The 23,465-nt window shown below is 56.1% G+C and carries 21 protein-coding genes; 10 read left to right on the forward strand and 11 right to left on the reverse strand.

The window, feature by feature from the left end:
* Positions 1–71: 71 nt before the first annotated feature.
* The 4 genes from ruvC to aspS are packed head-to-tail and all read right to left on the reverse strand — an operon-like array spanning position 72 to position 3,577.
* Positions 72–593, reverse strand: coding sequence for a crossover junction endodeoxyribonuclease RuvC (gene ruvC, locus E2L00_RS04975; protein WP_167607888.1), 522 nt, complete (start codon positions 591–593; stop codon positions 72–74).
* On the reverse strand, positions 593–1,336 hold the full coding sequence (locus E2L00_RS04980) for a YebC/PmpR family DNA-binding transcriptional regulator (protein ID WP_167607891.1): 744 nt from the start codon (positions 1,334–1,336) through the stop codon (positions 593–595). Before E2L00_RS04980 ends, ruvC begins: the two co-directional genes overlap by 1 nt.
* 23 nt (positions 1,337–1,359) lie before the next feature.
* Positions 1,360–1,803 carry a dihydroneopterin triphosphate diphosphatase gene (nudB, locus tag E2L00_RS04985; protein ID WP_167607894.1) on the reverse strand — a complete coding sequence of 148 codons (444 nt, stop codon included), beginning with the start codon at positions 1,801–1,803 and terminating at the stop codon, positions 1,360–1,362.
* A gap of 1 nt (position 1,804) precedes the next feature.
* On the reverse strand, positions 1,805–3,577 hold the full coding sequence (gene aspS / locus E2L00_RS04990; RefSeq protein WP_167607897.1) for an aspartate--tRNA ligase: 1,773 nt from the start codon (positions 3,575–3,577) through the stop codon (positions 1,805–1,807).
* 395 nt (positions 3,578–3,972) lie between these two features.
* Here aspS and E2L00_RS04995 point away from each other — a divergent pair, with 395 nt between their 5' ends.
* The 5 genes from E2L00_RS04995 to cmoB all read left to right on the forward strand — a co-directional run bounded on the left by E2L00_RS04995 (position 3,973) and on the right by cmoB (position 7,663).
* Positions 3,973–4,539 carry a hydrolase gene (locus E2L00_RS04995; protein WP_167607900.1) on the forward strand — a complete coding sequence of 189 codons (567 nt, stop codon included), beginning with the start codon at positions 3,973–3,975 and terminating at the stop codon, positions 4,537–4,539.
* Positions 4,536–5,354, forward strand: a complete 819-nt coding sequence (locus tag E2L00_RS05000; protein ID WP_167607903.1) for a DUF72 domain-containing protein — start codon at positions 4,536–4,538, stop codon at positions 5,352–5,354. Before E2L00_RS04995 ends, E2L00_RS05000 begins: the two co-directional genes overlap by 4 nt.
* A gap of 72 nt (positions 5,355–5,426) precedes the next feature.
* Positions 5,427–5,822, forward strand: coding sequence for an MAPEG family protein (locus E2L00_RS05005; RefSeq protein ID WP_167607905.1), 396 nt, complete (start codon positions 5,427–5,429; stop codon positions 5,820–5,822).
* A 129-nt stretch (positions 5,823–5,951) separates the two neighbouring features.
* Positions 5,952–6,695, forward strand: coding sequence for a carboxy-S-adenosyl-L-methionine synthase CmoA (gene cmoA, locus E2L00_RS05010; protein WP_167607908.1), 744 nt, complete (start codon positions 5,952–5,954; stop codon positions 6,693–6,695).
* Positions 6,692–7,663 carry a tRNA 5-methoxyuridine(34)/uridine 5-oxyacetic acid(34) synthase CmoB gene (cmoB, locus tag E2L00_RS05015; RefSeq protein WP_167607911.1) on the forward strand — a complete coding sequence of 324 codons (972 nt, stop codon included), beginning with the start codon at positions 6,692–6,694 and terminating at the stop codon, positions 7,661–7,663. The genes cmoA and cmoB overlap by 4 nt, the downstream gene beginning before the upstream one ends.
* A gap of 95 nt (positions 7,664–7,758) precedes the next feature.
* On the opposite strand, the gene cutC is transcribed toward cmoB, so the two are convergent.
* Entirely contained in the window at positions 7,759–8,508 is a 750-nt protein-coding gene (gene cutC / locus E2L00_RS05020) for a copper homeostasis protein CutC (protein ID WP_167607914.1), read from the reverse strand.
* 90 nt (positions 8,509–8,598) lie between these two features.
* Here cutC and E2L00_RS05025 point away from each other — a divergent pair, with 90 nt between their 5' ends.
* Positions 8,599–9,738 (forward strand): MalY/PatB family protein, encoded by a 1,140-nt coding sequence (locus tag E2L00_RS05025; protein WP_167607917.1) that lies wholly within the window; start codon positions 8,599–8,601, stop codon positions 9,736–9,738.
* A 184-nt stretch (positions 9,739–9,922) separates the two neighbouring features.
* On the opposite strand, the gene E2L00_RS05030 is transcribed toward E2L00_RS05025, so the two are convergent.
* A complete protein-coding gene (locus E2L00_RS05030; protein WP_167607920.1) occupies positions 9,923–10,486 on the reverse strand; it encodes a VOC family protein in 564 nt (187 codons plus the stop codon).
* A gap of 247 nt (positions 10,487–10,733) precedes the next feature.
* Between E2L00_RS05030 and argS the strand changes: the two genes are divergently transcribed.
* From argS to torA, 3 genes are all read left to right on the forward strand, one after another.
* On the forward strand, positions 10,734–12,467 hold the full coding sequence (gene argS / locus E2L00_RS05035; protein ID WP_167607923.1) for an arginine--tRNA ligase: 1,734 nt from the start codon (positions 10,734–10,736) through the stop codon (positions 12,465–12,467).
* Between the two features lie 258 nt (positions 12,468–12,725).
* Positions 12,726–13,895, forward strand: a complete 1,170-nt coding sequence (locus E2L00_RS05040) for a NapC/NirT family cytochrome c (protein ID WP_167607925.1) — start codon at positions 12,726–12,728, stop codon at positions 13,893–13,895.
* The gene (gene torA / locus E2L00_RS05045; RefSeq protein ID WP_167607927.1) at positions 13,895–16,375 is read left to right on the forward strand and encodes a trimethylamine-N-oxide reductase TorA; all 2,481 of its coding nucleotides are present in this window, start codon (positions 13,895–13,897) and stop codon (positions 16,373–16,375) included. The genes E2L00_RS05040 and torA overlap by 1 nt, the downstream gene beginning before the upstream one ends.
* Positions 16,376–16,536: 161 nt before the next feature.
* On the opposite strand, the gene bglB is transcribed toward torA, so the two are convergent.
* Positions 16,537–17,676, reverse strand: a complete 1,140-nt coding sequence (bglB, locus tag E2L00_RS05050) for a beta-galactosidase BglB (protein WP_167607930.1) — start codon at positions 17,674–17,676, stop codon at positions 16,537–16,539.
* Positions 17,676–19,265 carry an MFS transporter gene (locus tag E2L00_RS05055; RefSeq protein WP_167607933.1) on the reverse strand — a complete coding sequence of 530 codons (1,590 nt, stop codon included), beginning with the start codon at positions 19,263–19,265 and terminating at the stop codon, positions 17,676–17,678. Before E2L00_RS05055 ends, bglB begins: the two co-directional genes overlap by 1 nt.
* A 92-nt stretch (positions 19,266–19,357) precedes the next feature.
* On the opposite strand from E2L00_RS05055, the gene E2L00_RS05060 reads away from it, so the two are divergent.
* Complete coding sequence (locus E2L00_RS05060; protein ID WP_167607935.1) at positions 19,358–19,549, forward strand: hypothetical protein; 192 nt, start codon at positions 19,358–19,360, stop codon at positions 19,547–19,549.
* Positions 19,550–19,570: 21 nt separating this feature from the next.
* Here the strand turns inward: E2L00_RS05060 and flhE are convergent, their stop codons facing one another.
* The 3 genes from flhE to flhB are packed head-to-tail and all read right to left on the reverse strand — an operon-like array spanning position 19,571 to position 23,185.
* A complete protein-coding gene (gene flhE / locus E2L00_RS05065; protein ID WP_167607937.1) occupies positions 19,571–19,963 on the reverse strand; it encodes a flagellar protein FlhE in 393 nt (130 codons plus the stop codon).
* On the reverse strand, positions 19,963–22,041 hold the full coding sequence (flhA, locus tag E2L00_RS05070) for a flagellar biosynthesis protein FlhA (protein WP_167607940.1): 2,079 nt from the start codon (positions 22,039–22,041) through the stop codon (positions 19,963–19,965). The genes flhE and flhA overlap by 1 nt, the downstream gene beginning before the upstream one ends.
* Entirely contained in the window at positions 22,034–23,185 is a 1,152-nt protein-coding gene (gene flhB, locus E2L00_RS05075; RefSeq protein ID WP_167607943.1) for a flagellar biosynthesis protein FlhB, read from the reverse strand. The genes flhA and flhB overlap by 8 nt, the downstream gene beginning before the upstream one ends.
* Positions 23,186–23,465: the final 280 nt, after the last annotated feature.

The following is a 23,465-nucleotide window of genomic DNA, read 5'->3' on the forward strand; positions in this document are numbered from 1 at the left end:
TAAATGAATTTTGCGTATCATATAAAAAAGGCTGGATACATATCCAGCCTTATCTTCCTGAGCAGCCCTGGTTATTTTAAGCGTCCCCGCGCCAGATTAAGTCTTGATTCGCTCATCTGCATCGAGTTTTGCGTCACATGGCAGTGCGTGATGGCAATAGCCAGCGCATCCGCCGCATCCGCCTGCGGGTTAGCAGAGAGTTTCAGCAGCGTGCGCACCATGTGCTGCACCTGGCTTTTCTCCGCGCTACCGATACCGACCACCGTCTGTTTAACCTGGCGGGCGGCGTATTCAAACACCGGCAGATCGTGATTAACCGCGGCGACAATCGCCGCGCCTCGCGCCTGGCCGAGCTTGAGTGCAGAATCGGCATTCTTTGCCATAAACACGGATTCGATGGCGAAATAATCCGGCTGGAACTGGGTAATGATTTCGCTCACCCCCGCGTAGATAAGCTTCAGACGCGAGGGCAAGTCGGTCACCTGAGTACGGATGCAGCCACTACCGAGGTAGTTTAGCTGACGCCCCGTCTGGCGGATGACGCCGTAACCTGTGACGCGCGATCCCGGGTCGATACCGAGAATAATCGCCATTACAGGGTTGCCGCCACCTCGTCGGAGATCTCACCGTTGTGATAAACCTCCTGCACGTCATCGCAGTCTTCCAGCATATCGATAAGGCGCATCAGTTTTGGCGCGGTTTCCGCATCCATATCCGCTTTGGTGGAAGGGATCATAGAGATTTCCGCTTCATCCGCTTTCAGACCGGCGGCTTCCAGCGCATCACGCACGGCGCCCATCTCTTCCCAGGCGGTAAACACGTCGATGGCGCCGTCTTCGTATGCAACAACGTCGTCCGCACCGGCTTCCAGAGCGGCTTCCATCACGGTATCTTCATCCTTGCCCGGCGCATAGGAGATAACGCCTTTTTTGGTAAACAGATAGGCTACGGAGCCGTCAGTTCCCAGGTTACCACCGCATTTATTGAACGCATGACGCACTTCCGCCACGGTGCGGTTACGGTTATCGCTCAGGCATTCAACCATAACGGCTGAACCACCAGGGCCGTAACCTTCATAAATGATGGTTTCCATGTTGGTATCTTCATCGCCACCCACGCCACGCGCAATCGCACGGTTTAAGGTGTCGCGCGTCATGTTGTTGGATAACGCTTTATCAATGGCTGCACGCAGACGCGGGTTGGACCCGGCATCGCCGCCGCCCAGACGGGCAGCCGTGACCAGCTCACGGATAATCTTGGTAAAAATTTTACCGCGTTTGGCATCCTGCGCCGCTTTGCGGTGTTTCGTGTTGGCCCACTTACTATGACCTGCCATAACAATCTCCAAAAGCGCCTTTTTCAGGCGGCATCAATTACAAACTCTTCAATCGCCTGCCGGTTGCTCCATGATTTGGTCATGGCCGCCGCTGCTTTAGCGTCGACCCATTTCCAGGCCAGATGTTCCGTAATGGTAATCTGACGCTCATGCGGCAGCGCAAGGCAGAACCATGATTCTGTATTACGCATAATTCCCGGCGCGTAGCGATGACGCAAATGTGCAAAAATTTCAAACTCAACACAACGCTGACAGTCGACTAAGGTCAGCTGCTCGTAAGCAGCATCAACAGCGACCTCTTCCTTTACTTCGCGAAGTGCAGCCTGTAGCGCGCTTTCACCTTCTTCCACGCTGCCGGTAACCGACTGCCAGAAATCCGGATCGTCGCGCCGCTGTAACATCAGCACCCGCCCGGTATCCTGCGCGAAAATCACTACCAGTACCGAGACGGGACGCTTAAAGGCCATCTTATTCTTTCTCAGCCTTTTTAATCACCGCCACGCCCAGCTCGGCCAGCGCCTGCGGATTAGCGAAGCTTGGCGCCTCGGTCATCAGACAGGCCGCTGCGGTAGTTTTCGGGAAGGCGATAACGTCACGGATGTTGTCGGTTCCGGTCAGCAGCATGGTCAGGCGATCCAGGCCAAACGCCAGGCCCGCGTGCGGCGGCGTACCGTATTTCAGCGCGTCTAACAGGAAGCCGAACTTCTCGCGCTGATCTTCTTCGTTAATGCCCAGAATACCGAACACGGTCTGCTGCATCTGGCCGTTGTGGATACGAACGGAACCGCCGCCCACTTCATAACCGTTAATAACCATGTCATAGGCGTTAGCCACGGCAGCTTCCGGGTCGGCAGCCAGCTGTTCAGGCGTCATATCTTTTGGCGCGGTGAACGGGTGGTGCATCGCGGTCAGGCCGCCTTCGCCGTCGTCTTCGAACATTGGGAAATCGATAACCCACAGCGGCGCCCAGGCGCTTTCGTCGGTGATTTTCAGGTCCTTACCAATTTTCAGACGCAGCGCGCCGAGCGCATCAGCAACGACTTTTTTGTTGTCGGCGCCGAAGAAGATCGTGTCGCCATCCTGCGCATCGGTACGGGCCAGAATTTCTTCCACGATTGCTGCGTTCAGGAATTTAGCTACCGGGCTGGTGATGCCTTCGATACCTTTCGCGCGCTCGTTGACTTTGATATAGGCCAGCCCTTTCGCGCCGTAAATCTCAATGAACTTGCCGTAATCGTCAATCTGTTTACGGCTTAACTGTGCGCCACCTGGCACACGCAGCGCGGCTACGCGGCCTTTGGCATCGTTCGCAGGCCCGGAGAAGACTTTGAACTCAACGTCTTTTACCAGATCGGCAACGTCCACCAGCTCCATCGGGTTACGCAGGTCCGGCTTATCGGAACCGTAGCGGCGCTCGGCTTCGGCAAACGTCATCACCGGGAAAACGCCCAGGTCGACATTTTGCACGTCCAGCCACAGCTTGCGCACCAGCTCTTCCATCACTTCACGCACCTGCGGCGCGGACATAAAGGAGGTTTCTACGTCTATCTGGGTAAATTCAGGCTGGCGGTCAGCGCGCAGGTCTTCGTCACGGAAGCACTTAACAATCTGATAGTAGCGGTCAAAGCCGGACATCATCAGCAGCTGTTTAAACAGCTGAGGGGACTGCGGCAGCGCGTAGAATTTGCCTTTATGCACGCGCGAAGGCACCAGGTAGTCGCGCGCGCCTTCCGGCGTGGCTTTGGTGAGCATCGGGGTTTCGATATCAAGGAAACCGTGGTCATCCATAAAGCGACGCACGAAGCTGGTGATTTTGGCGCGGGTCTTCAGGCGGTTTGCCATTTCCGGGCGACGCAGGTCCAGATAGCGGAACTTCAGCCGCGCTTCTTCGGTGTTGACGTGGTTAGAGTCGAGCGGCAGCGATTCTGAACGGTTGATGATGGTCAAATCGGTGGCGAAGACTTCAACGGCGCCGGTAGCCATATCTTTGTTGATGTTTTTCTCATCACGCGGGCGCACGGTGCCGGTGATTTGAATGCAGAACTCATTACGCAGTTCGGAGGCAAGCTGGAACGCGTCCTGACGGTCCGGGTCAAAAAACACCTGCACGATGCCTTCGCGATCGCGCATATCAATAAAGATAAGGCTACCGAGGTCCCGGCGACGGTTGACCCAACCACACAGCGTTACTTGTTGTCCCACATGGGATTGATTGAGCTGCCCGCAATATACTGTACGCATGAGATATCCCTTAAATTAGCCGCGCATGATTAGCACCTGCCAGGCAGGCTCCACATGTGACTATTACTTTTGTCTGTATACCCTATCGCATTCGAGTTGCAGGTAGGCGGCAAGAGAGTGAATCTCAGGAGCTTACCCGGGTAAGTGACTGAGGTTCATGAGTGCAGCCAACACCCCTGCGGCTTGAAGGATGACGGGTATAGCAACTGGATGAAAAAAGGGGGCTATTATACTGGAAATAATGCCCGGCGATAAGCCCGATACGACTAACCGGCGCGTTTCAAAGCGCCTTGTTTCGTCAAAACTCACAAAAATTAACAAAAATAGTAAACTGCGCAAGCCGGGTTCCATCGTAAGGTATTCGCCGCCAACCAATTTTGAATCGGAGTCACCGTATGTCTGAATTAAATCCGTCCCGTACCGCGCTGGTCGTTATCGATTTGCAGGAAGGTATTTTGCCGTTTGCCGGTGGCCCGCATACCGCTCAGGATGTAGTGACGCGCTCCGCTAAGCTTGCGGAAAAATTTCGCGCCAGCGGCTCACCGGTAGTGATGGTTCGCGTGGGCTGGTCAAAAGACTTTGCCGAAGCGCTTAAACAACCAGTAGACTTGCAGCTCCCCGCCCACGCCCTGCCGGATAACTGGTGGCAATATCCAGCCGAGCTTGGCAAGCGCGATAGCGATATTGAAGTCACCAAACGCCAGTGGGGCGCTTTTTACGGCACCGACCTGGAGCTGCAGCTTCGCCGCCGCGGTATCGATACCATTGTGCTGTGCGGTATCTCAACTAACATTGGTGTGGAGTCCACCGCCCGCAACGCGTGGGAGCTGGGGTTCAATCTGGTGATTGTCGAAGATGCCTGCAGCGCGGCCAGCAGGGAGCAACACCAGGGCAGCATGACGCACATTTTCCCGCGTATTGCCCGCGTGCGCAGCACTGAGGAAATCATCTCTGCACTATGATTTACATCGGCCTTCCACAATGGTCGCATCCTAAATGGGTGCGCCTGGGTATCACTTCTCTTGAGGATTACGCCCGCCACTTTAACTGTGTGGAAGGCAATACCACGCTGTATGCGGTGCCCAGGGCAGAAACGGTGCTTAGCTGGCGCGATCGGACCAGCGATGATTTTCGTTTCTGCTTTAAATTCCCGGCAACGATTTCACACAACGCCGCGCTGCGCCAGTGCGGCGATCTCACCGCTGACTTTCTGGCGCGCATGTCCCCGCTTGCCGACCGCATCGGGCAGTACTGGCTGCAGCTTCCCGCCGCGTTCGGGCCAGAAAATTTGCCTGCGCTGTGGAATTTTCTTGATGCCTTACCAAAGGATTTCACCTACGGCGTCGAAGTGCGGCATCCGTCTTTTTTCGATAAAGGTCCTGATGAACAGGCGCTCAACCGCGGCCTGCACGAACGCGGCGTGAATCGCACTATTCTCGACAGCCGCCCGGTTCATAGCGCGATACCAGACAGCGAAGCCATCCGCGAAGCACAGCGCAAAAAGCCGAAGGTGCCCGTTCACGCGCTGGTGACGGCCAGCGATCCGCTGGTTCGTTTTATCGGCAGCAATGACATGAAGCAAAATCAGGCGTTCTTTGACGTGTGGCTGAAAACGCTGCCGAAGTGGGCAGAAAAAACCACGCCCTGGCTTTTTTTGCACACCCCCGATATTGGCCAGGCGCCCGAACTTGTCCATACATTATGGCCCAGTCTGCGGCAGGCTTTCCCGGATTTGGGCAGCGAACCGGCTATCCCGCAGCAGAACTCTCTTTTTTAGGGGTAGCGACAGCCTGCCGTTCGCACTGCTATCATAGAGGCCGTGCTGTAACTATCCCTATAGGATGCAAGTATGGTAAGCGCGCTCTACGCTGTGCTGGGTGCAATGCTGTTGATCAAGTTTTCTTTCGATGTTGTTCGTATGCGTCTGCAATACCGCGTCTCTTATGGCGACGGTGGTTTTACCGAACTCCAGAGCGCTATCCGTATTCACGGCAACGCGGTGGAATATATTCCCGTCGCCCTGCTGCTGTTATTACTGATGGAAATGAACGGGGCTGAAACCTGGATGGTGCACGTCTGCGGCATTCTGCTGATTGCCGGCCGCCTGATGCATTACTACGGTTTTCATCACCGGTTGATCCGCTGGCGTCGCTCCGGCATGAGCGCCACCTGGTGCTCGCTGTTGCTAATGGTGCTGGCTAATCTGTGGTATATGCCGTGGGAGTTGGTTTTCTCGCTGCATTAACGCAAAATACGCGCCTTGAAACGCTGACAAAAAGGGAAAAAGCGTGGTTTTTCCTTCTTTGTAGCTATCTGTCTAAAATCAATAAATTGATTTTCCTTATTCTTTTCTGGTTTGAACGGATTTAACGTTATGTCTGACCGCGATATGCTGTTTTCCGCCCCCATCGCCCAGCTGGGCGACTGGACCTTTGATGAACGCGTGGCCGAAGTATTCCCCGATATGATTCAGCGCTCGGTACCAGGTTATTCCAACATCATTTCGATGATTGGCATGCTGGCCGAGCGTTTTGTTATGCCGGGTAGCCAGGTTTACGATCTGGGCTGCTCGCTGGGTGCGGCAACGCTTTCGGTACGCCGTAATATCCAACATGACGACTGCAAAATTATCGCTGTCGATAACTCGCCGGCTATGGTTGAGCGCTGCCGTCGCCATATCAATGCGTTTAAGGCGCAGACGCCGGTTGAGGTTATTGAAGGCGATATTCGCGATATCGTTATCGAAAACGCCTCGATGGTGGTGCTGAACTTCACCCTGCAATTTCTTGAGCCGCACGACCGCAAGCAGCTGCTGGAGAAAATCTACAAAGGGCTAAACCCGGGCGGCGCGCTGGTGCTGTCAGAGAAATTCAGCTTTGAAGACGGTGAAGTTGGCGAACTGCTGTTCAACATGCATCACGATTTCAAACGCGCCAACGGCTACAGCGAGCTGGAAATCAGCCAGAAGCGCAGCATGCTGGAAAACGTCATGCTCACCGACTCCGTTGAAACCCATAAAAAACGGCTGAAACAAGCCGGTTTTGATCATGCAGAACTGTGGTTCCAGTGCTTTAACTTTGGCTCGTTAGTCGCACTGAAATCAGGAACGTCGTCATGATCGATTTCGGTGATTTTTATCAGCTTATTGCCAAAAGTCCGCTTGCGCCGTGGCTGGAAACTCTGCCTGCGCAAATTGCCACATGGCAGCGCGAAAATCTGCACGGACAGTTCAGACACTGGTACAACACGGTTGAATATCTTCCGGAACTCACGCCGCATCGTCTTGATCTGCTGCACAGCGTCACCGCCGAATCACTGGCGCCGCTGAGCGAAGGGCAGCGCCTGGGTATCGAAAAACTTCTGCGCAACCTGATGCCGTGGCGCAAAGGTCCATACTCGCTTTACGGCGTGGATATCGATACCGAATGGCGTTCCGATTTGAAATGGGATCGCGTGCTGCCGCATATTTCTCCGCTTGCCGGGCGCACCATTCTGGACGTGGGCTGCGGCAGCGGCTATCACCTGTGGCGCATGATTGGCGCAGGCGCGCATCTGGCGGTGGGCATCGACCCGATGCAGCTTTTCGTCTGCCAGTTTGAAGCCGTACGTAAACTGCTCGGCAACGATCGGCGTGCTCACGTTCTGCCGCTGGGTATCGAACAGCTTCCCGAGCTGAATATCTTTGATACCGTGTTTTCGATGGGCGTGCTTTATCATCGCCGCTCGCCGCTGGACCACCTTTATCAGTTAAAAAATCAGTTAGCGAAAGAAGGTGAGCTGGTGCTGGAAACGCTGGTTGTCGAAGGCGATGAAAATACCGTTCTGGTGCCGGGCGAGCGCTATGCGCAGATGCGCAACGTGTATTACATTCCCTCCGCGCTGGCGCTGAAAAACTGGCTGGAAAAATGTGGTTTTGTGGATGTCCGTATTGTCGACCACTGCTACACCACAAGTGAAGAGCAGCGCCGCACCAGCTGGCTTACCACCGAATCGCTGGCCGATTTCCTCGACCCGAACGACAGCACAAAAACTCTCGAAGGTTACCCTGCCCCGCTGCGTGCGGTGCTGGTAGCACGTAAGCCGTAATCTGCGCCATAAAAAAAGCCCCGGTAAGACACCGGGGCCTGGTACAAGCAAACATCACATTGGGCGACATGATGCGCGGTTAAAACTTTTTGCGCTCAGGCTGCCGTTTCTGCGGCAGCCAGCAAGGCTTTCATTGCTGCCACCACGTCGCCATCCACGCAGTAGCGGTTAAACTCATCCGCCTCGGCATCTGCACTCATCGCCACACCCGCTTTGCGGTAGCGCATTTCAGAGGCAACGTTCTGGCCTGCGGAGCTGTGCACCTCGTCAATCTCTTGTTCGACAAACTTTTGCAGGTTGCTCAGGCGCACCCCTGCACCCGCCATAATGATTGGAGCACGGGAATGTTGTTTTAGTTCCCTGAGGAGCGAAAGTCCTGATTCAGCATTCTGCTGCTGGCCGGAAGTGAGGATACGCGCGATACCCAAATCGGTTAACTGCTCCAGAGCCAGCACGGGGTTATGGCACATATCAAAGGCGCGATGGAAAGTAACAGCCATGCCGCGGCTGGCGTCCATCACCTGCTGCATACGCAAAATATCGATATGCCCGTCCTCATCCAGCATACCGATAACCAGCCCGGGATAGCCCAGCTCGCGCACAAAGGCGATATCCTCAAGCATGGTGGCGAACTCCCGCTCGCTATAGTAAAAGTCGCCGCCGCGCGGGCGAATAATCGGGTGTACGGGAATCGAAATTAACTGCTTCACTTTTCGCAGCACGCCCGCTGAAGGCGTTAGTCCTCCCTCTTTAGGCGCCGAGCATAGCTCAATGCGGTCCGCTCCGGCCTGTTCAGCCGTCAGGGCACAATCGATGCCATAACAACATATTTCCAGCTTAGTCATTGATTATTCCTTAAAAATGCTCTGCCTTACGCTTGTGTCACCGGGTGAGAATGATAATCTGAAACGACATTCACAAGGGGGTAATTTATCATGGCATTCAATTTCGACGTAGGGATCGACCGGCGTCACAGCGACAGCGTGAAATGGAATAAATATGGTAACGACGTGCTACCGATGTGGGTTGCTGATATGGACTTCCGCTCGCCACCTTGCATTCTGGATGCCCTCCATCAGCGCGTTGAGCACGGCGTTTTCGGCTATGGCGACAGGCCCCACGAACTGATCGACGTAGTAGTCGAACGCATGTCCAGCCGCTATCAGTGGCAGATAAAACCTGAGTGGATCGTTACTCTTCCGGGTATCGTGGCAGGATTGAATCTCAGCGTCCGGGCCTTTACCGACGTCACTGAAGCGACTATCGCGCCAACGCCTGTCTACCCGCCCTTTAAAAAATCCTCGGCTTCCGCACGGCGTCCACAGCTTAATGCCCCGCTCCGGCTCGACAAGGGCCGCTGGATAATAGATTTACCGTCGCTTGCACCCGCGCTCACCGGCCATGAGAAATTGCTGATGCTGTGTAATCCGCAAAACCCCGGCGGCACGGTTTATCGTCGCGAAGAGCTTGAGCAACAGCTGGCGTTCGCACAGCAGCATGATTTGCTTGTCTGCTCCGATGAAATTCACTGCGATTTGCTGCTCGAACCGGGCGCTAAACATATTCCTTTCGCAACCCTGAGCACGGATGCGGAGCAACGTTCCATCACGCTGATGTCACCGTCCAAAACGTTCAATATTGCCGGACTTGGCGCGTCAATCGCCATTATTCCCAACCCGGAATTGCGCAAGCGGTTTAACCGAACCCGCGAGGGTATTGTACCGGGCGTGGACGTGCTGGCACTAACCGCAGCAACGGCCGCATGGCGTGACGGCGAGCCGTGGTTACAGGAGCTGCTGCCGTATTTACGGCACAACCGTGACAGGCTCGTTGCCGCCGTCAATGGTATACAAGGTCTGGAGATGGCCGCGCCGGCAGCAACCTATCTGGGATGGGTTAATGCGACCCAGCTTGCCGTTGATAACCCAACGCTGTTCTTCCAGAAAGCCGGGCTGGGCTTCTCGCCGGGCGCAGATTTTGGCGCGGCAAAATTTGTGCGGATAAACTTTGGCTGTACTCTGGCGACGCTTGATGAGGCAATCGAACGAATGAAGGCGGCGGTCAGCGCGTTATAGGGGCACATCCCGCCTGACGGGGTTACTGTCTGATGACAGGCTCTCAACCAGCACAGGTTGAACGTAGACCACCGAATAAAAAATAAGGAAAATCAAGTAGTTGATTTTCGGCTGATAACCACAAAGAAGGAAAAACCACGCTTTTTCCTTCTTTGTCAGCAATCTAAAACCCCGCCGGGCGGGGTTATTTCTGCTCGCTGGCCACTATTTCTTCAATGCTCCACGGATGGAATTTGATCGTGACTTTGCCGTCGGTGACCGCAAGCGTAGGGTTCGGTAAACGTTCGCGTTCACCTTTTGGCGAGCTGGTCTTGACGGAAATCCCCGTCTGCCGCAAACCGGCATCAGACAGCAAATCCAGCGCGCGCGCATTCAGCGTTTGCGGGTCGCCCGGCAGCACGATTTCAACATGCTCCCAGCCTTCATGCGGATAGCGTTTCTCACCCGGCCACGGCAGCTCAACAATAGTAAACTTCCAGTGTTCGACGCATACCGGCTCGTCGAGGCGGAACAGGCAAATTGGCCTGTCGTTGATAATATTTTCCGACAGCAGCGTAGCGCATTTTTCAAGCCCGCGACGCCAGCGCTCCGCCGTCGCATTCTGATGGCAGCGCAGCGAAATGTGATCGGCATCAAGCGTTGCTAACTCAAGGTCCAGGCGCGCGGCAAGCTCCGCTAACGCTTTAGTAAAACGCGGGAGATCCGCCGAAATATCATTCAGTTCTGCAATGGTTTGCCAGTTGGCCATGGCGTCGTCCTCTGAGTCGCGAAGGGGCTTAATCTACCTTTTTCCGGCAGCCTCACCAACTCCCCTTGTGCGGTGAAATGAATGAATGGTTATTCACTATACCGTTGATAATAGTTCAGGGCGCGCAGGACAAGGCTTTTGCTGACGAGGGCGGAAAAATAAAGTTATACTTACGCCCTTATTTTATCCCCCACGATACGGCTGCCGTAACGTCATGGCGGCCCAAAGCAAAATGTAAGGTATCCCGGTGAATATTCAGGCTCTTCTCTCAGATAAAGTCAGTCAGGCCATGGTTGCCGCAGGTGCGCCTGCGGATTGCGAGCCGCAGGTTCGTCAGTCAGCCAAAGTCCAGTTCGGCGACTATCAGGCCAACGGCGTGATGTCCGTTGCCAAATCGCTGGGCAAGCCGCCACGACAAGTCGCAGAGTCCGTTATCGCTAATCTGGATCTGACCGGGATCGCCAGTAAAGTTGAAATTGCCGGCCCTGGTTTTATCAATATCTTCCTCGATCCGCAATTCCTGGCAAAAAACGTTGATGCGGCTGTCGCCTCCGAACGTGCAGGCGTGAATACCGTTGCGCCACAAACCATCGTCGTCGATTACTCCGCGCCAAACGTGGCAAAAGAGATGCACGTCGGCCATATCCGCTCGACGATTATCGGCGATGCGGCGGTGCGTACCCTTGAGTTCCTTGGCCATAACGTTATCCGCGCAAACCACGTGGGCGACTGGGGAACACAGTTCGGCATGCTGATTGCGTATCTCGAAAAACAGCAGCAGGAAAACGCCGGTGCAATGGCGCTGGCCGACCTCGAAGAATTCTATCGCGCGGCGAAGAAACACTACGATGAAGACGAAGCCTTTGCGGAACGTGCACGCGGTTACGTGGTGAAGCTGCAGGGCGGCGATGAGTATTGCCGTGAGATGTGGCGCAAGCTGGTCGATATCACCATGGCGCAGAACCAGAAAACCTATGACCGCCTCAACGTCACGCTGACCCGCGACGACGTGATGGGTGAAAGCCTTTATAACCCAATGCTGCCGGGCATTGTGGCGGACCTGAAAGAAAAAGGCCTGGCGGTAGAAAGCGAAGGCGCAACCGTGGTCTTCCTGGACGAGTTTAAGAATAAAGACGGCGAGCCGATGGGCGTTATCATCCAGAAAAAAGACGGCGGCTATCTGTACACCACCACCGACATCGCCTGCGCGAAATACCGCTATGAAAACCTGCACGCCGACCGCGTGCTGTACTTTATCGACTCCCGCCAGCACCAGCATCTGATGCAGGCGTGGACTATCGTGCGTAAAGCGGGCTACGTGCCCGATGCCGTAACGCTGGAACATCAGATGTTCGGCATGATGTTAGGTAAAGACGGCAAGCCGTTTAAAACTCGTTCAGGCGGCACGGTTAAACTGACCGACCTGCTGGACGAAGCAATGGAGCGCGCGCGTAACCTGGTGACGGCGAAAAATCCAGACATGCCTGCCGATGAGCTGGAGGCTCTGGCAAATGCCGTGGGGATTGGTGCGGTCAAATACGCCGATCTGTCTAAAAGCCGCACCACGGACTATATCTTCGACTGGGATAACATGCTGGCTTTCGAAGGCAACACCGCGCCGTACATGCAGTATGCCTACACCCGCGTGCTTTCCGTATTCCGTAAAGCCGATATCGACGAAGCCGAACTGCTGAAAGCGCCAGTCGTTATCACGGAAGATCGCGAAGCACAGCTCGCCGCGCGCCTGCTGCAGTTTGAAGAGACGCTGAACGTGGTTGCCCGCGACGGCACGCCGCACGTGATGTGTTCTTATCTGTACGACGTAGCTGGCCTGTTCTCCGGTTTCTACGAGCATTGCCCTATTCTCACCGCTGACTCTGAACAGGCGCGCAACAGCCGTCTGAAACTGGCTCTGCTGACGGCGAAAACCCTGAAGCTGGGTCTGGATACGCTGGGTATCGCAACCGTAGAACGTATGTAATGCACTCAGGGGGCATTTGCCCCCTGTTTTTTTTGCGCTTCGCCCGCCTGCCGATTACAGCTCCGCCTCTTTTCCTTCGTTTTGTCCCTGCATCAAATTCGCCTGCGGCGTAACTCAACTTTGTTCAGTATCAATTTAGTATTAATTAATTTACCTCCTTAGCAGTAGTCTCGCCGGAAATCCTTATAATTTCTGGGCCATTAATCTGGCCACTAATAAAAATATTCAATCGCGTTAACTTTTTATAAAGGATTTTTTATGAACAAACCAAACCGTACCGGCTGGCGACGCTATGCCTGGTTATGGCTGCTGTTGGCGGGGGTCGTGTCTGGCGCAGCCCTGCTGACAGGCACCGCCACGGTGATGCACAAAACCAGCGACACCGAATTCTGCGTCTCCTGTCACTCAATGCAGCAGCCGCTGGCCGAGTATCAGGGCAGCATTCACTATCAGAACCCGAAAGGCATCCGCGCCGAATGCGCCGACTGCCACGTGCCCCATCAACCCGTGGACTATCTGACCACCAAAATCATGGCGCTGAAAGACGTCTGGGGCGAGATGACCGGCAAAATCGACACGCCGGAGAAGTATGACGCTCACAAGCTGGCGATGGCGCAAAGCGTCTGGGACACCCTGAAAAAAAACGACTCCGCAACCTGCCGCTCGTGCCACAGCTATGAGGCGATGGACGTGCTGGCCCAGCGCCCGGAGGCGCGTCATGAGCATCCGGTGGCGATCAAAAACGGTGAAACCTGCATTGACTGCCATAAAGGGGTTGCCCATATTCTGCCGGATATGAGCCAGCTCTCCGCCGCCGGCGCCAGCCAGCTTTCCGCCGCAGCGGCGAAATCGTCGGGCAGCGCCAGCCAGCTCTGGTCGATTGCCACGCAGCCTTTCTGGCTGAACGCCGACCGCAAGCAGCCTAACGCCGGTAATCTGATGCCCGGCACCGAAGTCAGCGTCGTCAAACGCGAGAATGACATGATCCTGGCTCAGGTAAACGGCTGGCAACAGGAGGGCGTGAGCGAAGTATTTTACGCAGCCGCAGGCAGGCGCATCCTCAGCGTGCTGCTGGGGGAAGAGGCGCGTGGTCAGGTGAAACGCGTGAACGACTACACCGACCCGGAAACTCACCTCGTCTGGCATCAAACTGCGCTACAGGTCTGGCTGCCTGCCGGCCAGCTTATCGATAATCAGCAGAAAATCTGGGACTACGCCGCATCCATGATGTCCGCGAACTGCACCGGCTGCCACGGTCTGACCTCCCTCGACCGCTTCAACGCCAACCAGTGGATTGGCGTGATCAAAGGAATGGCGTCCCGCACGTCCCTGGACCAGGAACAGCTACGCGTGTTGACCCGCTACGTACAGCAGCACGCCAGCGATATGCCTGCCGAAGTCCAGACCATCAGTAAGGAGACAAACTAATGAAAAATAACCACGAAGCGATGCAAATCAGCCGCCGTAGGTTTCTGACCGGTGCCGCAGCCCTCGGCGGCGTCTCCTTGCTGGGTGGCCTGTGGCCGCGCTCGGTGCTGGCCGAAGCCGTAAGCCAGGCGTTACCGCAGTTTGTGGCATTGCGTCAGGCCCAGAAGGGTATTCTGACCGCTGCCCACTGGGGAGCTTTCGAAGCCATTGTCCGCGACGGCAAAATGGTGGAAACCCGCCCGGTGCAGGACGATCCTTTCCCGAATGAATTTATCACTATGGCTCCCCATCAGGTCCACGCGCCTAACCGTGTGAAATACCCGATGGTGCGTAAAAGCTGGCTGGAAGGCGGGCCGCAGAATTGCCGCCCTGAGCTACGCGGCTGCGACGAGTGGGTGCGGGTGAGCTGGGACAAAGCGCTGACGCTGGTGAGCGACCAGATTAACCGCCTGCAAAAAGAGCACGGCCCGCAGTCCATCTACGCGGGTTCTTACGGCTGGAAGAGCGTCGGTATGCTGCACAACAGCCGCACCCTGCTCCAGCGCCTGATGAATCTGGTGGGCGGTTCGCTGAACTACTCCGGAGATTACTCTACCGGCGCCGCCCAGGTAATTATGTCTCACGTTGTCGGCTCTATGGAGGTATATGAACAGCAGACCGCCTGGCCTAACGTGCTTGCTAACAGCCAGCTCGTGGTGCTCTGGGGTTGTAACCCAATGGTTACCCTGAAGAACAGCTGGAATGTGCCGGATCACATTGGCCTTTCGGGCTTCGAGGCGCTGAAAAAGAAAGGCGTGCGGATTATCAGCATCGATCCGGTGAAAAGTGACAGCACCGATTATCTGAACGCCGAATGGATTGCTCCGCGGCCTTATACCGATAGCGCCATGCTGGTGGGCATCGCCCATACTCTGCTGGCTGAAAAACTGCATGACTCCGATTTCCTGAAAACTTATACCGTTGGCTTCGATAAATTTGCAGCCTACCTCAGCGGCGAACAGGACGGCGTGGCAAAAGACGCCGACTGGGTCGCCGCTATCTGCGGCATCGAGGCGGAAACGATTCGCCAGCTTGCACGGGATATGGCTAAAAACCGCACCATGATCATGGGCGGCTGGGGCATTCAGCGCCAGCATCACGGCGAACAGCCCCACTGGCTGCTGGTGACCGTGGCGGCAATGCTCGGTCAGCCTGGCCTGCCGGGAGGCGGCTTCGGCTTTAGCTATCACTACTCTTCAGGCGGCAGCCCGACCGCACGCGGCGGCATTCTGGCGGGGATCTCTGCGGGCAAGGAGCCGAAGAATAGCCCAACGCCAATTCCGGTTGCGCGCATCGCCGAATGTCTGGCCAACCCTGGTAAAACCATCGACTTTAACGGGGCGAAAGTCACCTACCCCGACGTGAAAATGGTTTACGTCGCCGGGGGCAATACCTTCCATCAGCATCAGGACACCAACGCTCTGGTCAAGGCCTGGCAACATCCGCAAACCATCGTAGTAAATGAGCCTTACTGGACGGCGACCGCGAAGCACGCCGACATCGTCCTGCCGGCCACCACCAGCTACGAGCGTAATGACCTGGAAATGGGCGGCGACTACTCCCAGCTCTACGTCTTTCCGATGCACCGCTGCGTGCCGCCTCAGCACGAGTCGCGCAACGACTTCGACATCTTCGCGGATCTTGCGACTAAGCTGGGCGTGCATGAAGCCTTCACCGAAGGCAAGGATGAAATCCAGTGGCTGAAAGGCATGTACGACGAGATGAAGGCTCAGGCGCGCAATGCCCGCGTGGCGCTGCCGCCGTTCGATATGTTCTGGGCGTCGAATAACTACATCCGCTTCCCGGTGCCGGAGAGCAATAAACGGTGGGTGCGCTTTGCCGACTTCCGGGAAAATCCACTGCTCAACCCGCTGGGCACCCCGTCCGGTAAAATAGAAATCTATTCGGCGACGGTCGCGAAGATGGGCTACGCCGACTGTCCGGGCCTGCCGGGCTGGCTGCCGCCTCACGAGTGGTATCAGAGTCCGGAGGCGAGCAAGTATCCGCTGTCGCTCAACACCGCGCATCCGATCAACCGCCTGCACTCCCAGTTAGACAACACTCCGCTGCGCGAAAAATATGCGGTGGCGGATCGCGAAGCTATCTGGATTCATCCGCAGGATGCCAAAGCGCGCGGCATCGGTGACGGCGAGCTGGTGCGGGCCTTCAACGATCGTGGCCAGATTATGGTTGGCGCCGTGGTCACCGAGCGGGTTCGTCCCGGCGTGGTGCGCATCAGCGAAGGCGCCTGGTTCGACCCGGCGGATCCACAGCAGCCGGGTTCCCTGTGCAAGAACGGCAACGTCAACTGCCTGACCTTCGACCTCGGTTCATCAAGCCTGGCCCAGGGCAACTGCGGGCAGATGGCCCAGCTGGAGATTGAGAAATACCGGGGACCGGTACTCAAAAATACCGCCCATGCGGTGCCCGTCGGTGCCTGATAACGTGCAAAGGGCTATCAAAAGATAGCCCTTTTAGCCTGCTGACAAAGAAGGAAAAAGCGTGTTTTCTTCTTCTTTGTGGTTATCTAACATGCGCGCCCGGCTCCACTGCGCTGTTGCAGGCCACCCGGGCCTGCCTGCAAAGAGAGGCCCTTACGGCGTTACAGATAAGTGCGCAGATACTCGCCGAGGCAAAGAATCGCCATCGCCTGGCCGTAGGGCATGGAGGTCAGCGGGATCTGGCGATAGAATTCCAGATTGCTGCCCATCCCGGTGCCGAAGGAAACCTGCAATAACTCGCCGTCTGCGGAGATGTTTTGCACAATGCCTTTCATCGCTTTTTCAGCCACGTCTTTGTAATCCCGGCTGAGATAACGCTTACGAATGCCTTTCAGAATGCCATAAGCAAAGCCCGCGGTTGCCGAGGCCTCCAGGTAAGAGTGCGGATCGTCGAGCAGGGTATGCCACAGGCCGCTATCGTCCTGGCATTTCGTCAGTGCGGCCACCTGATTTTCCAGCACCTGCACCAGATAGCGGCGCACCGCGTTATTTTCCGGCAGATCCACCAGCTCAAGGAAATCCGGAATAACGATGGTCAGCCAGCTATTGCCGCGCGCCCAGCGGGCGCCGGCAAAGTTATGCTTGCCTTCATAACTCCAGCCGTGAAACCACAGCCCGCTCTGCCGGTCCATCAGGTTTTGCACGTGCAGCAGGAACTGGTAGGTCGCCTCTTCCACATATTCCGGGTGATTCAGCAGCTTGCCGATCTTCGCCAGCGGCAGCACGGTCATCATCAGCGTGTCGTCCCACATCTGCTGATGGTTCTCTTCTGCCAGCGTAATGTGCTGCATGCCGCCGTGTTCGGTGCGCGGCATCTCGTACATCGCCCACTCGGCCCAGCTCTCCAGCCACGGCAGGTAAGACGGATCGCGCGTTTCTTCGTAGCGATAAGCGAGCGTCAGGAACGGCGCCATGGTGTTGACGTTTTTGGTGGTCGCGCCTTCGGCGAAACGGTCAGCAAACCAGCGGTCAATAATGTCACGCATCTGCGCATCGCCCGTCTGACGATAATACTGATAAATACCATACAGCCCGACGCCGTGCGTCCACTCCCAGCCTGCCCAGCCTTTGGTATCAATGACGCGTCCATCGTCCAGGCGCAGCAGGAACTGGCCGGTTTCATCCTTAATATTGATCAGATTATCCGTCACCTTATGGATCAGGGTTTTCAGTTCATCCCGGGCAATGAAGCGCTCCGGCTGACACAGTAGCGGGCTGTGCTTGACGGGGTAAATAATCATTAACTTAACCTCTGCGTAGCGTTCGAATTTATGGCTGCGGCCTGTTTCAGAGTCGGCGCGGCGGGCTTGTTATGGTTGAGGTAACCAATATTATTGTTACCCCAGAGATTTTCATAAGGCATACCCGCCAGCATTTCGACGGTGGCGCGGGCTTGTGGCGTGATAGCTTCCGGCACCGCGCGATTGGCGAGACGCATTTTCACGGTCTCCTCACGCAGCACGCTGTGCGTTTGCAGGTTGAGCTTAAAGCGCAGGGAAATTAGGAAGCCGCACGCCAGCACGCCAACCGTGCCGAAGCTTAAAATCATTAAAATGGTGTGGCTTACCGCGGGAGGCTGGCTTGGCTGGCCGGAGACAAAGCCGGATAGCTGCATTACGATACCCACCAGCATGACCGCACCGGCCTGCGAAGCTTTACGCGTCAGCGTCATAATGCCCGCAAAGATCCCCTCACGACGCTGGCCGGTGATCGCTTCATCCACGTCAGCAATATAGGTATAGGTGTTCCACGGCACATAGTTGATACCGCCGCGTCCCAGACCCGCAATGGCGGAAAGCAGCAGCAACAGCGAGAACGCATCGCTTAATCCCGCGTAATACAGCACCGCATAAGAGATAGAACTCAGACCGAACAGCACGACCACCATGCGATACGACGGCGCCGGGCCAAACTTGATACACAGCGGGATCATGCCGATCACCGCGATAAACTGCAAAATTGCCATGGTGCCCAGCAGATTAGAGGCAACGGACGCGCTCTGCATCAGCACGAATACCACGTAATAAGTGAAGACGGCGTTAAACACGTCCTGCGCGATATAGCCGCCCAGGTACATACCCAGATGCTGACGGAAGATTTTGATACGCAGCGTGGAGGTTAATTCAACGTTCAGGCGCTTCATGCTCTGGGCAAACGTCAGGGTTTTCTTCTCTTCTTCGGCGCGCAGCGCGGCTTCCGTCCACTCGGAGCGCGGCCTCTCCCAGGTAAAGAGCCATACGAAGGTCAGAACGATGGCGCACAAGGTGGCGAATACCAGGCTTGCGTAGAAGAAAGAAACCGCGTTGTCTTTACCAAAATGGTTTAACAGAATACCCGGCAGGAACGCCGCCAGAATAGCCGAAAGCTGCGCCATAGAAATACGCGCGCCGGAGAACTTGGTTTTCTGTTTGAAATCATCGGTCATTTCCGGCACCAGCGTTTCGTAAGGCACCAGAATCATGGTATAGACCACGTCAAAAATCAGGTAGGTCAGCAGGTAATACCAGTAGCTCATCTCCCCTACCCACATAAAGCTGTAGCTGAAAACTAAAGGTATACCGAGCAGAATAAAGAACTTACGGCGGCCAAAGCGCTTGCCCAGCCAGGTAGAACCGAAGTTATCGGTTAAAAAGCCCATTAGCGGGCTGACGACGGCGTCGAGCACCCTTGCCATCGCGAAGATAAAGGTTGCCTCAATAGGCGTGAGTCCGCAGAAGGTAGTATAAAAATAGAGCAGCCAGGCCGCCGTCAGGGCTGTCGTTCCGGCCCCCAGGAAGTCGCCCGCTCCGTAGGCGAGGTAATTCGCCAGGCCAATGTTACGTTTTTTCATTGCCGTCCACCCCGTTGCTTTTGTAATGGGAGATTGCAAGTCACGGCCCCAAAACGGACCTGCGAGAAATCTTTCACGGCTAAAGTAAAAGTATGGAGCGTGAGAAACCTTTTCGTTTTTGCCACCCCTTGATGAATGCTGGCAAAAATACAAAGAGTGCCCGCATCCGCATCCCGATTTATAAAACAAGGGTTTATTTTTATCAAAAGAGAGGATTGAAAATGAGAGGTAAAGACAAAAATGCCGCAGCGAAAGTGCGGCATTTATTCAGGACGGGTAAATAAGCGAAAGGCCGGCTATTCGCTTCAGCGATAATTCACAATCACCTGATTGCTCTGCACGCGCAGCGGCGGGAAAAGCTTTCCGCCGCCCGGCACTTCCCAGACAAACCGCAGCGGTTCTCCGGCGGCCACATTGGTTAAGCCGCGCGTTGTGCCGCTCTGCCCTTCTATCGGTACGCAGCGTGTCACCGAGCAGAGTTTGACGAGCAGCCCGCCCGGCGTTGGGCCATTTAACTCGTAACGCCAGGCGACAAGCGTCATCACGCCGAAAACCTGCTGCGACGGCGACAGCGCCCGGGATGAAGCAGCAACGCCCCGATTGCTAAGCGTCGCCCCCATGCCGCTGGCCTGCCAGCTACCTTCACCGGCGGCCTGAGCGAATAAAGGCAATAGCGCAAGCGCCAACAGCAAACGCATTATTTCGCTCCTATCGTTGCGGTCATACGGATATTGCGGTTGTCCGACAGCTCAAGGCTTGAAAGCACGACCAGCTGCGGCAGGCTGCGGCGCAGGAAGCGAGCCAGCAGCGGACGCAGCGCGTGGTTAACCAGCAGCACCGGCGGCGCGCCCAGCATCTCCTGACGCTGCAACGCCTCCTGGCTTTGCTCCAGCAGACGGTCCGCAAGGCCAGGCTCCAGCCCGCTGCCGCCCTGTAAAGCCTGCAATAACAGGCGCTCCAGCGCGGTATCCAGCCCGATAACCTGTACTTCACCGGTGCCAGGGAACCAGAGTTGGGTAATGGCGCGACCTAAAGCCACGCGCACCACGGCGGTCAATTCATGAGGATCGCTTTGTATCGGCGCGTGTTCAGCCAGCGTCTCCAGAATCGTTCGCATATCACGAATCGGGACCTTCTCAGCGAGCAGGTTCTGCAACACCTTGTGCAGCGTGGTCAGCGTCACAACCGCCGGCACCAGGTCTTCGGTCAGCTTCGGCATCTCCTGGGAGACGCGATCGAGCAGCTGTTGCGCTTCCTGACGGCCGAACAGCTCGGGCGCGAACTGGCCAATCAGATGGTTGAGGTGTGTCGCCACAACCGTACTTGCCTCAACGACGGTAAAGCCCTGGATCTGCGCCTGCTCTTTAAGCGCGCTTTCAATCCAGGTCGCCGCCAGGCCAAAGGCCGGATCGATTGTCGTCTCGCCAGGCAGGCTTCCGGCAGCGGTGCCCGGGTTAATCGCCAGCCAGCGCCCCGGATATGCCTCACCGGCGCCGATTTCCACGCCCTTCATCAGGATGCGGTAACGCGCCGGCGGCAAATCCATATTGTCGCGAATATGCACCACCGGCGGCAGGAAGCCCATCTCCTGCGCGAATTTTTTACGAATGCTGCGGATACGCCCGAGCAGCTCGCCGTCCTGCTGGAAATCCACCATCGGGATCAGGCGATAGCCCACTTCCATCCCCAGCGAATCTTCGAGCTGAACATCATTCCACGTCGCTTCCACGGCCTGTGGATTCTCCGGGGCTTTCACCGGCGGCGGTGCCACAGGCGCGGCTATCTGACGCCCACGCATCCACCACGCCAGACCCAGCAGCGCGGCTGTAAACAGCAGGAATACAAAGTTTGGCATGCCCGGCACCATGCCGAGCAGGCCCAGCACGGCGGCGCTTAGCAGCATCACGCGTGGATTATTGAACAGTTGGGTAACCATCTGCTCGCCGACGTCCTGATCGGTCGCCACGCGGGTCACGATAACGCCCGCCGCGGTGGAGATAACCAGCGCCGGGATCTGCGCAACCAGGCCATCGCCGATAGTCAACAGCGTGTAGCTTTCCGCCGCCGCGCCCACCGCCAGATCGTGTTGCAGCACGCCGACCAGCAGGCCGCCGACCACGTTGATCGCCATGATCATCAGCCCTGCTACGGCATCGCCGCGCACGAACTTACTCGCCCCGTCCATCGAACCGTAAAAATCCGCTTCCTGGGTCACTTCAGAACGGCGTTTTTTAGCTTCGTCTTCGCCAATCAATCCGGCGTTAAGATCCGCGTCAATCGCCATCTGCTTGCCCGGCATCCCGTCGAGCACGAAGCGCGCGCCAACTTCTGCGATACGTCCCGCACCTTTGGTGATAACCATAAAGTTGATGATAACGAGGATGATAAACACCACGATACCGATAGCGAAGTTACCGCCTACCAGGAAGTGGCCGAAGGCTTCAACCACGTGCCCCGCAGCCCCCGCACCGGTATGCCCCTCCATCAGAATGATACGCGTTGAAGCCACGTTCAGCGCCAGGCGCAGCAGCGTGGTAAACAGCAAGATGGTCGGGAACGCGGCGAACTCCAGCGTTTTCTGGGTGAACATCGCCACCAGCAGCACCATGATCGACAGGGCGATATTAAACGTGAACAGCAAATCAAGCACAAACGCGGGCAGCGGCAGCACCATCATCGACAGGATCATCAGGATAAGTATCGGCCCGGCAAGTATTTGCCATTGCCCGGATTTCATGCTGGCAGGCAGACGCAATGTCGCGAGCAGATTAGCCATCGGAGTCCTTCTCATTCGCAAAGTCCAGTGCTTCTGGCACCGGTAGATTTTCAGGTTTTTTCGGGATTAAGCCGCCCGCCACGCGCCAGCGACGCAGTTGCCAGACCCAGGCCAGCACTTCCGCCACGGCGGAATACAACTGCCCCGGAATTTGCTGGCCGATTTCAGCGTGCCGGTAAAGCGCGCGGGCAAGCGGCGGTGCTTCAAGCACCGGAATACGGTTTTCGTTGCCGATCTCACGGATGCGCAGCGCAACAAGGCCGGCACCTTTAGCCAGCACTTTCGGCGCGCTCATCTTTTTCTCATCGTACTGAAGCGCCACCGAATAGTGCGTCGGGTTGGTGACGATAACGTCGGCTTTTGGCACATCGGCCATCATGCGGCGACGAGCTATAGCGCGTTGCTGCTGGCGGATACGCCCTTTGACATGCGGGTCGCCCTCCTGCTGCTTATACTCGTCGCGAATATCCTGACGGCTCATACGTAATTTTTTGAGATTGCTAAAAATCTGGAAAAACACGTCGAATCCCACCATCGGGATCAGGCCCATCACAATCAGCAAACCGCAGGCCGCCACCATATCCAGCGCATGACGCAGCGCGGAAATGGGAGGTTCGCTTATCAGCCGCATCATATCCGGCCAGTTGTGGCATAAATACCAGGCGGTTACCGACCCCACCAGCGTGGCCTTCAGAAAAGCCTTCAGCAGCTCGGAGCCCGCCTGGGCTGAGAACAGGCGCTTAAGGCCTGGCAGCGGGTTAAGCTTGCTGAATTTGAAAGCAATAGACTTACCGCTAAACAGCAGGCCGCCAAGCAACATCGGTGCGGCTATCGCCACGATCACTAACCCGCTCATCAGCGGCAACAGCGCCCATACGGCCTGTTTAATCAGCAAGCTGACCTGATTCACAATCAGACGCGGGTCGTTAATGATGCGGTGATCAAAGTGCAAACCGGCAGACAACATGGCGGCAAGCTGGCGCGCCAGCGGTTCGCCTCCCATCCAGATGATGCTTAAGCCAGTCAGCACCATCAGCAAAGACGTTAATTCGCGGGAACGGGGAATCTGCCCATCCTCACGCGCTTTCTCAAGCCGGTGGGGTGTGGGAGCTTCTGTTTTATCCTCGTCGCTACTTTCAGACACAGCGTTAATCTCGTGGCCGCAATTTCAAGCACAGCATGCCAGAGCGCCGTTGGGCTAATGGGTGAATTACGCATGGATTTGTGCGCTTATTTGTGGCGTTGGCGCGCTGCGTCTTTTTCTGCGCAGATTTATCATGCCAGGGCCTGAAGAGAAAACAGGGACAAGCACGCGTCACAGCAGAAGATAAAGAATGAATAAAACAGAGCTATTAAAAACCATCTGTCAGAGAAGGCGCAGTAGATAAAATATTAAAACAGGCTCTCTGACAGTTAATATCAGG

Origin of the sequence: Cedecea colo, assembly GCF_011808225.1 — a bacterium.
Classification (GTDB): domain Bacteria; phylum Pseudomonadota; class Gammaproteobacteria; order Enterobacterales; family Enterobacteriaceae; genus Dryocola; species Dryocola colo.